Raw genomic sequence first — 12,444 nt, forward strand, 5'->3', positions numbered from 1 at the left:
ATTTTTTCGATTAAAACATCAGGAATAAAAATATTGCCTACCTGACTAAAAAGAATTATTTTTATCCCCCTTTTTCAATCAACAATATATGAAAAAAGAAACTCAAATCAGTTACGAATATTTTAAAAATAGCTGCGAACTGAACGATATAGAAAATGCATTATTTGAAAGAGCAAAACAAGCTCGCGAAAATGCTTATGCCCCATATTCAAACTTTTTGGTTGGGTGCGCAGTATTACTTGAAAACGGAGAAATCTATTCGGGTAACAATCAGGAAAATGCTGCATTTCCTTCAGGTCTTTGCGCAGAAAGAACAACTTTATTTTGGGTTTCAGCCAATTTTCCCAACGTGAAAGTAAAGAAGATTTTTGTAGTGGGAGGTCCTAAAGAATTTAATGAGAAAAATCCGCCAATTCCACCATGTGGAGCATGCAGACAAAGCTTAATAGAATACGAAACCAAGCAAAACGAGAATATAGATCTTTATTTTTCAAGTATGAATGAAGAGGTTGTAAAAGTACATGCTATAAAAGATTTACTACCATTTTATTTTGATTCTACATTTTTATAAAATTAAAAAAAGGCAATTTTCTTAATTTTGTCTATCTTTGCACAACTTTTGGAAAAGGGAATCAGGTGAAAATCCTGAACTGTCCCCGCAACTGTAGATCACACATTTTCATTTAGAAAATATTATTTTTTGCAACAAACCATTGTTCTAAAAACGAGAAGGTGCAAAAATGTGAAAGTCAGGAGACCTTACTAAAAGTTTATTAATATAAAGCTTTCGGAGGAAAAGCCTGATCTAATGAGTTTTTGCAGATTCATAAATTAGCCTTTTATTTTCCGATAAGCCCTCTAAACTTTAATTATGTTATGAAAAGAAAACTAATTTTAGTTGGAGCGATGCTTGTCGTAGGAACAAAAATTTTCGCCCAACAAGAAAAGGAAACTCCAATTGAAGAAGTTACTATTGCTTCAAAATCACCTCAACAGCTCTACAAAACCGGAAAAAACGTAAAATTGTTATCTGAAAAAGATCTTGAAAAATACCAAGGTCAAAATCTTACGGATGTTTTAGACCAAGTTGCAGGTTTTCAAATTACAGGAAATTTCAATAGCTCTACGGAACCAAAATCAATAAAAATCAGAGGAGGAAAAAGCTCAAACGTTATGATTTTATTGGATGGCATTCCGCTAAAAGACGTTACAGGAAACGATTACAATGTTTCAGATTTAAGGCTTATTGCACTTGAAAACATTGAAAGCATTGAGGTTTTAAACGGTGCATCTTCTGTTCTTTATGGTTCAAATGCTACGGTTTCCGTTATCAATATTAAAACTAAAAAAAATACCAATAAAGTTGTTGAAGGAATTCTTTCAGCAAGAGGAGGGTCTTTTTCAACATTTGCTCAGGATGCTTCCATATTAGGAAAATTTAAAAATTTCAATTATCAGATTTCAGGTTTCAACGAAAAGTCAGAAGGTATTTCTTCTGCAGAAGGCAATGATACATTTGACAAAGATGGTTGGGAAAAACAAAATGTATCGGCAAAACTGGGGTATTCTACCGAAAAATTTAATGTAAATATAAACGGAGGCTGGAATCATAACCTTCATAAATATGACGGAGGAGCATTCACCGACAGTAATAACAGAGGAAACGACAAACAATATTATGTAGGAGGAAATGCCAATTTCAAATACAACAAAGGAAATTTAGTTTTTAATTTAAGATATACCAATACCAACAGACTTGCACAAGATATTGTCAACCAATCTTATCAAGACCAGTATCAATATAAAGGAGACAATTTTTTTGCTGAACTTTACAATGTCTATACTATCAATAAATTTATTGATGTAACGGCTGGTTTACAATATGAAAAACAGTCCATGGCATATCTTGAAAAACCTTGGGGAGGTGAAAACATGGAAGAAGTTTTTAATTTTGACCAAACCAACATCACCCTTTTTGATGCTTATGTAAATGCTAATTTCAAATACAATGTTTTTCATTTAGATACAGGAACTAGGATTACGAATCATTCTAAATTTGGGAATAATTGGGTATACAGTATCAATCCTTACTATTTACAAGAGTTCAGTGATTTATACCTGAAAGCTGGATATTCTTATGCTACTGCGTTTATTGCACCTACTTTATATCAAAATTTTGGTTCTCTGCCTTGGACAGCACCTAATTTTGATTTAAAACCTGAAACCAACCGATCTCACGAAATTGATTTAAGTTTCGGTAAAAAAGACAGAAGCCTAAATATTAATGCAAGTTTCTTCTTTAGAAAAGAAAAAGATGTTTTTGCTTATATGCTTGTAGACCCTGTAAATTATGTAAGTCAGTTTCAGAATGTAGACCAAAATAAAGTAAAAGGATTTGAAGTAGGATTTGATTATACTTTCAATAGATATGCAAAAATAGGAGGAAATTTCAGTTATGTAGAAAAAGATAAAGAAGCAACAATGCTTCGTCAGCCTAAGCAAAGAATCAATTCTTATTTGGAAATTCTACCTTGTAAATCTACGAGAATCAGTTTCTCTCATCAATTTGTAGGGAAAAGAACTGATGCTTACTATGACTCAAGTATCTTTGCTACCAAAAATGTAGAAGTTGAAAACTTCCATATTTTTAATCTGAATATCAATCAGAAAATAACTCATAAAATAGACACCTATCTAAACATCGGAAATCTATTCAACAGAAGTTATATAGATGTAATAGGATACACTACAAAACCTAGAAACTACACGTTAGGTGTAAGTTATAAATTCTAATATTTTTTTTCATCATTTGTGTTTTTTTTCCGGTCGGTTTCTTTGAAATCGACCGGATTTTTATTTGAAAAAATAAAAAAGCAACAAATTTCGATTAATCTGTTGCTTTAAAATTTATTTTAAATTTGAACTATACTAATGATAATCCTATTTTTTCTGCTTCTGCAATTACAAACTTTCTAGCTTCTTCACTATCATTTCCTATTTCACCTTCAAGTATTGCTTCTTTTACTTTTTCTTTCAGAATACCTATTTCACGACCAGGTTTCAGATTAAACATTGTCATAATTTCCTCTCCTGAAATTGGAGGCTGAAAATTTCTTACCTGATCTTTTTCTTCAACTTCTTTAATTTTTACCGCGACATATTCAAAATTTTTCTTGAATTTCTCCTGTTTTTTAGAATTTTTTGTCGTGATATCTGCTTTACAAAGTGTAAACAGGTCTTCCAAATTTTCTCCTGCATCAAAAAGCAACCTTCTTAAAGCAGAATCTGAAGCATCATCCGTAATCAAAGCAATAGGACGAGACGACAGTTTTACCATTTTTTGCACATACTTCATGTCTGGTCCTAAAGGTAATTTCAGCCTTTGGAAAAGAGTTTTCACCATTTTTGAACCCAAAAATTCATGCCCATGAAAAGTCCATCCTGTACCTTCTACGAATTTTTTTGTCGGAGCTTTACCTATATCATGCAGCAGAGCCGACCAACGAAGCCAAAGATTATCCGTATTCACAGAAATATTATCCACCACTTCAAGGGTATGATAAAAATTGTCTTTATGCGTTTGACCTTCCACCTCTTCTACTCCTTTCAAATCAATTAATTCAGGAATTATCAATTTTAAAAGCCCTGTTTGTTCCATTAATTTCAGCCCAACAGAAGGTTTTTCTGAAAGCATGATTTTGTTAAACTCAACCATGATTCTTTCCATAGAAACAATTTTAATTCTCTCAGCTTCCTGTTGTATTGCTTTCAAAGAATTTTCTTCAATCTGAAATTGTAACGTAGATGCAAAACGAATTGCTCTCATCATTCTCAACGGATCATCAGAATACGTTTGAGCTGGTTCTAAAGGTGTTCTCAGAATTTCTTTTTCTAAATCATCAATTCCGTTAAAAGGATCAATTAACTCTCCGAAATTATCTTTATTCAAAGAAATTGCCATTGCATTGATGGTAAAATCTCTTCTTTTTTGATCATCTTCAATGGTTCCGCCTTCTACATCAGGTTTTCTGCTGTTTTCTGTATAGCTCTCCTTTCTTGCTCCCACAAACTCAAGCTCAAGATCTTTATACTTGATCATCGCCGTTCCGTAGGTCTTAAAAACAGAAACTTTCATCTTCGGATCGATAGTCTTAGCTACATTTTGTGCTAATTCGATTCCACTTTGCTCAGTCACGAAATCAATATCCGTAGAAGCCTTTCTTTTCATTAACAAATCCCGAACATAACCGCCAACAATATATACAGACTGATTATTTTCTGCTGCTACATCAGAAATTATTTTGAAAAGTTTCAGATTTTTATTTTGATTAAGATTAATGAACATGATTATATGTAATTTAAAACCACTAAGAGATTAAGTTCAACAAATTTTAGATTGATTTTTCTTAATGTCTTAATGGTTAAAATGATTTTGCAAAGATAATTAAAATCTTTTCTTTTATTCTCGTAGAACCTTTATTCTATTATCACTCCAGATCTTTATCACTGAAGAACCGGAATATTTTGAAACTTTCTCTCTGTCTTCCTCTACAGCATAATCTACCAAATCAATAATTTCAGGAGAAATATCCGAAAATTTTAATGGACTTTTATCTCCACTAAAGTTTGCCGAAGTTGAAACTAAAGGTTTATTTAATTTTGAAATTAGTTTTTTACAAAAATCGTTTTTCACCAATCGAATTCCGATACTTCCGTCTTCGGCTAACAATTCTTTAGGTAAACCTCTCGGATTTTCGTAAACGATAGTTACGGGCTTTTCACTCAAATCAATAATTTCCCAAGCCATTTCCGGAACATCTACCAAATCCTGTAATCTCTTTTCAGATTCTACAAGAATAATCATTGATTTGTTTTTTTCACGCTTTTTAATGTCGAAAATCTTATTGATAGCTTCTACATTGGTGGCATCACAACCAATTCCCCAAATTGTATCTGTAGGATAAAGAATTGTTCCGCCAGATTTTAGTATTTCTACGATATTTTCCATTTAACTAAAGGCAGATTAACGCCAATTTCTATATGATAATAAAGATTTTATAACCTTGACAAGTATCTTTCTTTAATAATATTCAAATGATGATAATTGTGTCCTACAATTAATTTGGCAATTGTTTCTGCTGAAATTTGATTTCCGTTGGCAATTCCTATATTATTTAAAACTAACGGATGAAGTGTTTCTACCAAAATTTCTGACGATTTTCTTACCAACTTAAATTCATCAATTAAAGAAATTAAACTTCTTTCATTGGCAAAAGAATTTTTAGCATAATTCTCTTCATCAAAACCTGGTAATTCATTTTTGTCACCTCTTGCGAAAGCCAAAATTCTGTACTGAAAAACCCTTTCCGTATCTGATAAATGCAAAAGCAATTCTTTTAAGCTCCATTTTCCTTCATCATAAGCAAAGTAAGATTGCTCTTCTGTAAGGTTTGAATAAATTTGAATGGTCTTTTCTCCTACCTTATTTAATTCTTCCAACCAATTTTCTGATGGAATTTTATCTAAATACCTCTGAACGTATTTTTGAAAATCTGACATAATAAAAAAATTATGAATTTATAAATGATGATCGTAGCTCAGAACACGCTTCATTTTCCAAACGCCTCCATCCAAAATCCAAAGAATGGTAAATTTGGCTCTGCTACCTTTAATCCATTTTCCGTTAGAAAGCTCTGCAAAATCATGTTCTCCTTCCTGAATAAAAGCATAAAGCACATTATTATTGTACAAAGGGTATACTTTCATACTGCCAGATACAAGTTCTCGTTTTACTTTATTTGTATTTCCACAAATATTGTTTGCAATGGAAGCTTTAAAAGCTTCTTTTCCTAAAGTAATTCCTCCTTTATCGTGATAAAATTCAAGATCATCGCTCACTATAGAATCATAATGAGAAAGATTACAATTATTAAATCCGATATCGAATATCAAACTGTCTAATTTTTTCGCAGTTTTGTATAATTCGTCGGTAATCTTCACCTGAGAATATGCAAATTGACTTAATATCAGAGTCAAAAAAAGCTGAATCTTTCTCATTATGTTTTATATTAAACTAAGAAAAAGCTTTCTCTAAATCTGCAATAAGATCTTCTGCATCTTCAATTCCAACACTTAAGCGAACTAAATCATCAGTAATTCCTAATTCTGCACGTTTTTCAGCAGGAATAGACGCGTGAGTCATTAAAGCCGGATGATTTGCCAAAGATTCTACTCCACCCAAAGATTCTGCCAATGTGAAAACTCTTACTTTTTCTAAGAATTTAATAGCATCTTCTTTTTTACCCGATTTGAAAGTAAAAGAAACCATACCACCGAAATCTTTCATTTGAGATTTAGCCAATTCATGTTGAGGATGAGATTCTAATCCCGGATAAATAACTTTATCTACTGCAGGGTGAGACTCTAAATATTTTGCAACTGCCATTCCGTTTTCAGAATGTCTTTGAACTCTTAAAGCTAACGTTTTAATTCCTCTTAATACCAAATAAGAATCGTGAGGTCCTAAAATTCCGCCACTTGCAAACTGAATGAAATGAAGTTTTTCTCCCAATTCCGCATCTTTTGCAATTAAAGCACCTGCTATAACATCTGAGTGACCTCCTAAATATTTCGTAGCTGAATGCATCACGATATCAGCTCCCAAATCAATTGGTCTTTGAAGATACGGAGTTGCAAAAGTATTATCTACTGCAACCAAAATATCTTTTCCTTTAGCTACTTCTACAACTGCTTTAATGTCTACCAATTTCATCAAAGGATTTGTAGGTGTCTCTACCCAGATTAATTTAGTTTTATCAGTAATTACATCTGTAATTTTAGAAGCATCATCAAAATTCACGAACGTAAATTTTAGCTGATATTTTTCAAAAAGTCTTGTGAACATTCTGTAAGTTCCTCCATACAAATCGTCAACAGCAATTACCTCATCACCAGGATTTAATAACTTCAAAACACAATCAATTGCAGCTAAACCAGAACCAAATGCGAGACCTCTTGCCCCGTTTTCTATACTAGCCAAAGAGTCTTCCAAAGCCTGTCTTGTTGGGTTTGCAGCTCTTGAGTATTCATAACCGGAATGTACTCCCGGGCTTTTTTGTGCGAATGTAGATGTTAAAAATACGGGAACGTTTACAGAACCAGTTGAAGATTCGTGGTGTTGTCCTCCGTGAATAACTTTTGTATTGAAATTCATAACTTGTATAATTTATTAAGGGAATCAATCCCAAATTTTAATTCCTAAAAATTTAAAACATTTCTTTTTTGTATAATATCCTCTTGAAAGTGAAAGTTTCTGCCCATACTTCAAATCATACAAAATGAATAAAAGAAATATATGAAATGACTTTGCTGATATTTTATCAGTTATGATTTCTTCTTCAATTTCTTTATTATTATTTGTATAATTAGTAGTAAGAAATTCATAAACCTCATCATTCATTATAAAAGAATATTTCCAAAATAAATCTTTCCACGAAATTTTTCGGGTGTAATGTTGAAAATAATTTTCTTCAAATTTTAAAATCGGATACTCATTATTTTGAACATAATAATATTCTGTAGAAATATTATTTGCTTCTGCATAGCTTTTACAATCTAAGTTTTGTATAAAATTTACAATTTCAGAAGGTGTAAAGTTCCTTTTAATATCATATTTCTTTTGTTTGTAAAATTCTCTATAGAAAATATAACTAACAATATCCGAATGCTTTTTTTCAAATCTCCGATTTAAGTTTCTCGTCACCAGATAACTAAGAAATAAATATATTAAAATTAAGAAAACAAAAATTAAAATTTTGTACCGTACTAGATTTAATAATACAAATAATATTACACTGATGAAAAATGAAATAATGAAAGTAAAAAGATTAATCCTACTTTTCTTTTTCTCTAATTTTTCAAAATCATCAATAGAAAACATTTTTACATTTTTATAGCAGATTTAATAGCAAATTCTTCCGCCATCTGCTCCATCCATTGCGCTACGTCTTCCTCTCCTGTTGCTCTTTGATAAGTATTTCCAAGAGATATTATTATTTGGTGAATAAACATTTTCATTTGATCAACAGGCATTTCTTTTGTCCAAAGATCAATTCTTAAAGCTTCCATTGCTTTTTCATCCCAAACCGAAATCATTACTGCTTTTGTGTCTTCTTTTTCAACTCCACCATCCTGAGCATTCCAAGTTAGGGTTTCAGGAATATGGTTTTCATCAAGCTCTACATCTATCGTTATCTGAGTTTTTCTCATACTTTCTATCTATTTCTAATAATTTTAAAATTTAGTCTTTAGTTTTCTAATTTTGGTTTGTAAGCTGATTGATTAAAAATCGTAGTAGCATCCATTTTCAGGAAATCAACCAATTTAGTATCAGATTTTTCCACAAAATATTTTCTGCAAATCTGCCACCCTGTAAAAATTCCAATTTGAGGAGAAGATTCATTATCAATTTCTGTATAAAACTTTGAAAAAGGACCAGGAGAAATAAAACGGTCTACTAATCTGTGATCATCACCAAAAATCAAATTATTTTCTACAAAATAATTCCAGATATTAGCTTCGTTCGCAACAGCCCAGTCATATTGTTTTTGGGTATAATTTATTTTCAAATAATCCGGGAAATTGGGCAAAAATGCATCCTGAAGTATCATTATTTTACCATTAAGAATCAACTGATCTATAAATTTTTGATGATCCGGTGAATCGGGAACTGCATTTTCTGCAAAAATCTGCGAAACTTTAGGTACTATATTCTGTGGATTCATTGATTTTTGAAAATACATTTCCAGACCTTTATAGTTTGTATTATTTTCCCCCATAAACCCTGAAACATCTATGAATAAAACGTTTTCATTCGGATCATAGAGTATTGGATCCTGAACCATCTGCAAATACGAAGAAAACAAATAAACTTTCGGGCTTTTGAATTGCGGAAAATAATATTTTATATGCGAAAATAATTCCTGAAGCTCTTTTTGCAATTTTTGCAGGTCGATTTTAGCAATAGCTTCTTTGTAAAGCTTTACCTCACCTTCATCTATCCTTCTTCTTCCGAAATCTTCATCAGAAACAGTACCCTGGAACCAAGGAAATTTTGCTTTGAATTGCTCCAAAGAAACATTTGAATCATAAAATTCTTTTGAAATATCAGTAATTTCAACTTTTTCTGCCGGATTCTTCACCTCTACCTTCCATTGATTCTGACTTTCTTTTTTACAAGAATTCAAACCCAATATGAAAACAAGAGAAAGTGCAATTGTTCTGAAAATCTTCATTATTTTTACAAAAATTTTGAATCACAAAAATACGGATTATAAATACAAACATCATGATGAATAAAAAAATATTTACTGTATTGTTTATCTTCTTAACATATACTTTTTACCATGCTCAGAAACTGGAATTCAAGGACAAAAACATGGAAAAAGCAGTCTTAGAAAATTTTGATTTGAACAAAAACGGTTCTCTTGAAAAGTTTGAAGCCGAAATGATTTCAAACCTTTTTTTAGTTCAAAAGAACATCACTTCTACAGACGATCTGAATCTTTTCACAAACGCAAAAATGATTGTTCTGGATGACAATACAATTCCCCTTGCAACAGTAAAAGATTTGAAAAATCTTGCTTTATTTTCTTGTACAGGATGTAAAATTTCAACTTTCAAGGCAGAAAACCTCAAAAGTCTAGCTTCTCTATATCTTGATAATAATAGTATTGAAAACTTTTCGGTAAAACTAACTCCAAGAATTGACCAATTAACCATATCTTTAAATAAATTAAAAACAATTGACGTAAGCTCACTTAAAAATTTGAGAAAACTGAACGTTGAGCATAACCAGCTTCAAAAATTAGACATTACAGGAAATCCGGACTTGCAAACCTTGAATGTAGGAGGAAATAAAATGAAAGAAACCGACATAAAAAAAGGAACAAAAAGCAATCCTACTATTTTTGGAACTGAACAATAATTTAACCTAGAAAAAATGCAAATAGAAACCGAACGACTTATTCTTCGAAAACTTCAGGAAGATGATGCAGAGCGCATGTTCTTGCTAGATTCTAACCCTGAAGTCATGAAATATATCGGGATGCCTCCGTTAACTGACATTGATGAATCTAAAAATGTTATTAAAATGATTCAGGATCAATATGAAGCAAACGGGGTGGGAAGACTTGCTGTAATTGAAAAGTCTACCGGTTTATTAGTCGGATGGAGTGGTTTGAAATTCTTAACCCAAGAAATCAATGGGTACAAGAATGTTTATGATTTAGGTTACCGCTTTTTACCTGAAACATGGGGAAAAGGTTATGCTTCTGAATCTGCAAAAGCTTCTTTACATTATGCTTTTAATGATTTGAAAACCGAAATAATTTATGCTCATGCACATTCTGAAAATATAGCTTCTAATCATATTTTAACCAAACTTGGCTTTGAGAAAACAAGTGAATTTATAGAACCCGATGGAGTTTGCTTCTGGTATGAACTAAAACGTGAAAAATACTTTTCTAAAAAATGATAACACTAAGACAGGAAGAAGAAAAAGACCAAGAAAAGGTTATTAAAATTATCGAAGAAGCCTTTAAAACAGTAAAGGAAAGTGACCATCAGGAACATTTTTTAGTTGAAAGATTAAGAAAATCATCTTCCTTTATTCCTGAATTATCAATTGTTGCAGACTATACTGATGATGATACAAGTAAAACAGAACTTGTGGGACATATTTTATTTACAGAGATTACTATAGAAAATAACTCAGAATCTTTTGTATCATTGGCTTTAGCTCCTGTTTCGGTAAAACCAGAATATCAAAATCAAGGAATTGGCGGACATCTTATCGCTTTCGGTCATGTCATTGCAGAGGAAATGGGTTATCAATCTGTTGTTTTAATCGGTCATGAAAAATATTACCCGAAATTTGGCTACAAAAAAGCAAGTAATTTTGGAATCAGCTTTCCATTTGAAGTTCCCGAAGAGAATGGAATGGCTCTTGAATTAAAAGAAAATGGACTAACAAGTGTGAAAGGAGTCGTAAAATATCCTAAAGAGTTTGAAATAGAGTAAAAAATAAAAAATACCACAAATAAATAATGCAAACACAAAAAGTAATAGACCATATTGTAAACTGGCTAAAAGATTATGCAATAAAAGCTAATGTAAAAGGATATGTAATTGGGGTTTCAGGAGGTGTAGACTCAGGAGTGGTTTCTACACTTTGCGCTATGACCGGACTTGATCTTTTATTATTAGAAATGCCAATTCGCCAAAAAGAAGATCAGGTAAACCGCGCCCAAGAACATATTGCAGATTTAAAAAGAAGATTTCCGAATGTACAAGCAAAAACAATAAATTTAACTCCGGTTTTTGAGAGTTTTGAAGATACCGTGGAAGATCACGTTGAAGGAAGATGGAGCAATAATCTAGCTCTTGCCAATACCAGATCCCGTTTCAGAATGTTGACGTTATATTACTTTGGTCAGCTTAATGGTCTTTTGGTCTGTGGAACAGGAAATAAAGTAGAAGATTTTGGAATCGGTTTTTATACAAAATATGGTGATGGAGGTGTAGATGTATCTCCAATTGCAGATCTTTACAAAACTGAAGTTTATAAATTAGCAAAAGCCCTGAATCTTATTGAAAGTATTCAAAATGCTATTCCTACAGATGGACTTTGGGATGCAGAAAGAACCGATGAAGACCAAATTGGTGCAACTTACCCTGAACTGGAAAAAATTCAGAAAGAATATGGTACAAAAACTGTTGACGACTATCAAGGAAGAGACAAAGAAGTTTTCCTTATCTTCGAAAGAATGAATAAAGCGGCTCAACATAAAATAAACCCAATCCCGGTTTGTGATATTCCAGAAGAATGGAGAGAAGGATAGTTTCAGCGGAAATAACATTTTCAAAATTATGAACAGTAAATTGAGACCCTTATTTTTTGCATGTTTAGGCCTTCTTTTCGGGATGTCTGTGATGTATGTTTATAATAATTTTACAATTGAGAGAAAAAACAATACAAAATCTTCAAAAGCAGAATACAATTCATCGAATGAAAGCAGAAATGATAAATCTGCATCACAAAATTATTCATCAAACCAATCAATTGACGATCTAACCGAAGAAAAACGAGTTATTGATTTCGTAAAACAAAATCATAAACTACCTGATTATTATATCACAAAAAATGAAGCTAAAAGGCAAGGCTGGAATCCTTCAAAAGGAAACTTATGCGAAGTTTTGCCCGGTCGCGCAATTGGTGGTGATAAATTCAGTAACAGAGAAGGAAAACTGCCTAAAGACGAAAAATACTTTGAAGCTGATGTAAATTATAATTGTGGAAACAGAAACGCAGACAGAATTGTTTTTACAAAAAACGGAGATGTTTATCTTACTAAAAATCATTACAGAAGTTTTGATAAACAATAA

Annotated in this window: 15 protein-coding genes and 1 riboswitch; of the genes, 7 read left to right on the forward strand and 8 right to left on the reverse strand. The window is 31.8% G+C overall.

Annotation, left to right across the window (positions count from 1 at the left end):
* Nucleotides 1-88: 88 nt before the first annotated feature.
* Both OH806_RS00680 and OH806_RS00685 read left to right on the forward strand, forming a co-directional pair.
* Nucleotides 89-571, forward strand: a complete 483-nt coding sequence (locus tag OH806_RS00680; protein ID WP_264741765.1) for a cytidine deaminase — start codon at nucleotides 89-91, stop codon at nucleotides 569-571.
* 11 nt (nucleotides 572-582) lie between these two features.
* Nucleotides 583-780: riboswitch (cobalamin riboswitch) on the forward strand.
* A 96-nt stretch (nucleotides 781-876) separates the two neighbouring features.
* The gene (locus OH806_RS00685; RefSeq protein WP_264741766.1) at nucleotides 877-2,793 is read left to right on the forward strand and encodes a TonB-dependent receptor plug domain-containing protein; all 1,917 of its coding nucleotides are present in this window, start codon (nucleotides 877-879) and stop codon (nucleotides 2,791-2,793) included.
* Between the two features lie 130 nt (nucleotides 2,794-2,923).
* Here the strand turns inward: OH806_RS00685 and OH806_RS00690 are convergent, their stop codons facing one another.
* The 8 genes from OH806_RS00690 to gldB form a co-directional block, all read right to left on the reverse strand.
* Nucleotides 2,924-4,345: a CCA tRNA nucleotidyltransferase gene (locus OH806_RS00690; protein ID WP_264741767.1), complete on the reverse strand. Its 1,422-nt coding sequence runs from the start codon at nucleotides 4,343-4,345 to the stop codon at nucleotides 2,924-2,926.
* A gap of 114 nt (nucleotides 4,346-4,459) precedes the next feature.
* Nucleotides 4,460-5,008 carry an L-threonylcarbamoyladenylate synthase gene (locus OH806_RS00695; RefSeq protein ID WP_264741768.1) on the reverse strand — a complete coding sequence of 183 codons (549 nt, stop codon included), beginning with the start codon at nucleotides 5,006-5,008 and terminating at the stop codon, nucleotides 4,460-4,462.
* A 47-nt stretch (nucleotides 5,009-5,055) separates the two neighbouring features.
* The gene (locus OH806_RS00700; RefSeq protein ID WP_264741769.1) at nucleotides 5,056-5,559 is read right to left on the reverse strand and encodes a DinB family protein; all 504 of its coding nucleotides are present in this window, start codon (nucleotides 5,557-5,559) and stop codon (nucleotides 5,056-5,058) included.
* An 18-nt stretch (nucleotides 5,560-5,577) separates the two neighbouring features.
* Nucleotides 5,578-6,057 carry a nuclear transport factor 2 family protein gene (locus OH806_RS00705; protein ID WP_264741770.1) on the reverse strand — a complete coding sequence of 160 codons (480 nt, stop codon included), beginning with the start codon at nucleotides 6,055-6,057 and terminating at the stop codon, nucleotides 5,578-5,580.
* A gap of 16 nt (nucleotides 6,058-6,073) precedes the next feature.
* Nucleotides 6,074-7,213: a cystathionine gamma-synthase gene (locus OH806_RS00710; protein WP_264741771.1), complete on the reverse strand. Its 1,140-nt coding sequence runs from the start codon at nucleotides 7,211-7,213 to the stop codon at nucleotides 6,074-6,076.
* A 24-nt stretch (nucleotides 7,214-7,237) separates the two neighbouring features.
* Nucleotides 7,238-7,762 carry a hypothetical protein gene (locus OH806_RS00715; RefSeq protein WP_264741772.1) on the reverse strand — a complete coding sequence of 175 codons (525 nt, stop codon included), beginning with the start codon at nucleotides 7,760-7,762 and terminating at the stop codon, nucleotides 7,238-7,240.
* A 179-nt stretch (nucleotides 7,763-7,941) separates the two neighbouring features.
* Entirely contained in the window at nucleotides 7,942-8,268 is a 327-nt protein-coding gene (gene gldC / locus OH806_RS00720; protein ID WP_264741773.1) for a gliding motility protein GldC, read from the reverse strand.
* Nucleotides 8,269-8,306: 38 nt separating this feature from the next.
* Nucleotides 8,307-9,293 carry a gliding motility lipoprotein GldB gene (gene gldB, locus OH806_RS00725; RefSeq protein ID WP_264741774.1) on the reverse strand — a complete coding sequence of 329 codons (987 nt, stop codon included), beginning with the start codon at nucleotides 9,291-9,293 and terminating at the stop codon, nucleotides 8,307-8,309.
* A 143-nt stretch (nucleotides 9,294-9,436) separates the two neighbouring features.
* Between gldB and OH806_RS00730 the strand changes: the two genes are divergently transcribed.
* The 5 genes from OH806_RS00730 to OH806_RS00750 are packed head-to-tail and all read left to right on the forward strand — an operon-like array spanning nucleotide 9,437 to nucleotide 12,444.
* On the forward strand, nucleotides 9,437-9,985 hold the full coding sequence (locus OH806_RS00730) for a leucine-rich repeat domain-containing protein (RefSeq protein WP_264741775.1): 549 nt from the start codon (nucleotides 9,437-9,439) through the stop codon (nucleotides 9,983-9,985).
* Nucleotides 9,986-10,000: 15 nt separating this feature from the next.
* Nucleotides 10,001-10,534, forward strand: a complete 534-nt coding sequence (locus OH806_RS00735) for a GNAT family N-acetyltransferase (protein ID WP_264741776.1) — start codon at nucleotides 10,001-10,003, stop codon at nucleotides 10,532-10,534.
* A complete protein-coding gene (locus tag OH806_RS00740) occupies nucleotides 10,531-11,079 on the forward strand; it encodes a GNAT family N-acetyltransferase (RefSeq protein ID WP_264741777.1) in 549 nt (182 codons plus the stop codon). The genes OH806_RS00735 and OH806_RS00740 overlap by 4 nt, the downstream gene beginning before the upstream one ends.
* A gap of 26 nt (nucleotides 11,080-11,105) precedes the next feature.
* Nucleotides 11,106-11,900, forward strand: coding sequence for an NAD(+) synthase (gene nadE / locus OH806_RS00745; RefSeq protein WP_264741778.1), 795 nt, complete (start codon nucleotides 11,106-11,108; stop codon nucleotides 11,898-11,900).
* Nucleotides 11,901-11,928: 28 nt separating this feature from the next.
* Nucleotides 11,929-12,444: a ribonuclease domain-containing protein gene (locus tag OH806_RS00750; protein WP_264741779.1), complete on the forward strand. Its 516-nt coding sequence runs from the start codon at nucleotides 11,929-11,931 to the stop codon at nucleotides 12,442-12,444.

The sequence above is a fragment of the Chryseobacterium oryctis genome (assembly GCF_025971925.1).
GTDB lineage: Bacteria > Bacteroidota > Bacteroidia > Flavobacteriales > Weeksellaceae > Chryseobacterium > Chryseobacterium oryctis.

Coding starts and splice junctions, on each gene's coding strand:
- OH806_RS00730 (WP_264741775.1), top strand. CDS start 9,437: ATGGAAAAAGCAGTCTTAGAAAATTTTGATTTGAACAAAAACGGTTCT.
- OH806_RS00690 (WP_264741767.1), bottom strand. CDS start 4,345: ATGTTCATTAATCTTAATCAAAATAAAAATCTGAAACTTTTCAAAATA.
- OH806_RS00705 (WP_264741770.1), bottom strand. CDS start 6,057: ATGAGAAAGATTCAGCTTTTTTTGACTCTGATATTAAGTCAATTTGCA.
- OH806_RS00740 (WP_264741777.1), top strand. CDS start 10,531: ATGATAACACTAAGACAGGAAGAAGAAAAAGACCAAGAAAAGGTTATT.
- gldB (WP_264741774.1), bottom strand. CDS start 9,293: ATGAAGATTTTCAGAACAATTGCACTTTCTCTTGTTTTCATATTGGGT.
- gldC (WP_264741773.1), bottom strand. CDS start 8,268: ATGAGAAAAACTCAGATAACGATAGATGTAGAGCTTGATGAAAACCAT.
- OH806_RS00750 (WP_264741779.1), top strand. CDS start 11,929: ATGAACAGTAAATTGAGACCCTTATTTTTTGCATGTTTAGGCCTTCTT.
- OH806_RS00710 (WP_264741771.1), bottom strand. CDS start 7,213: ATGAATTTCAATACAAAAGTTATTCACGGAGGACAACACCACGAATCT.
- OH806_RS00735 (WP_264741776.1), top strand. CDS start 10,001: ATGCAAATAGAAACCGAACGACTTATTCTTCGAAAACTTCAGGAAGAT.
- OH806_RS00700 (WP_264741769.1), bottom strand. CDS start 5,559: ATGTCAGATTTTCAAAAATACGTTCAGAGGTATTTAGATAAAATTCCA.
- OH806_RS00685 (WP_264741766.1), top strand. CDS start 877: ATGAAAAGAAAACTAATTTTAGTTGGAGCGATGCTTGTCGTAGGAACA.
- OH806_RS00695 (WP_264741768.1), bottom strand. CDS start 5,008: ATGGAAAATATCGTAGAAATACTAAAATCTGGCGGAACAATTCTTTAT.
- OH806_RS00680 (WP_264741765.1), top strand. CDS start 89: ATGAAAAAAGAAACTCAAATCAGTTACGAATATTTTAAAAATAGCTGC.
- nadE (WP_264741778.1), top strand. CDS start 11,106: ATGCAAACACAAAAAGTAATAGACCATATTGTAAACTGGCTAAAAGAT.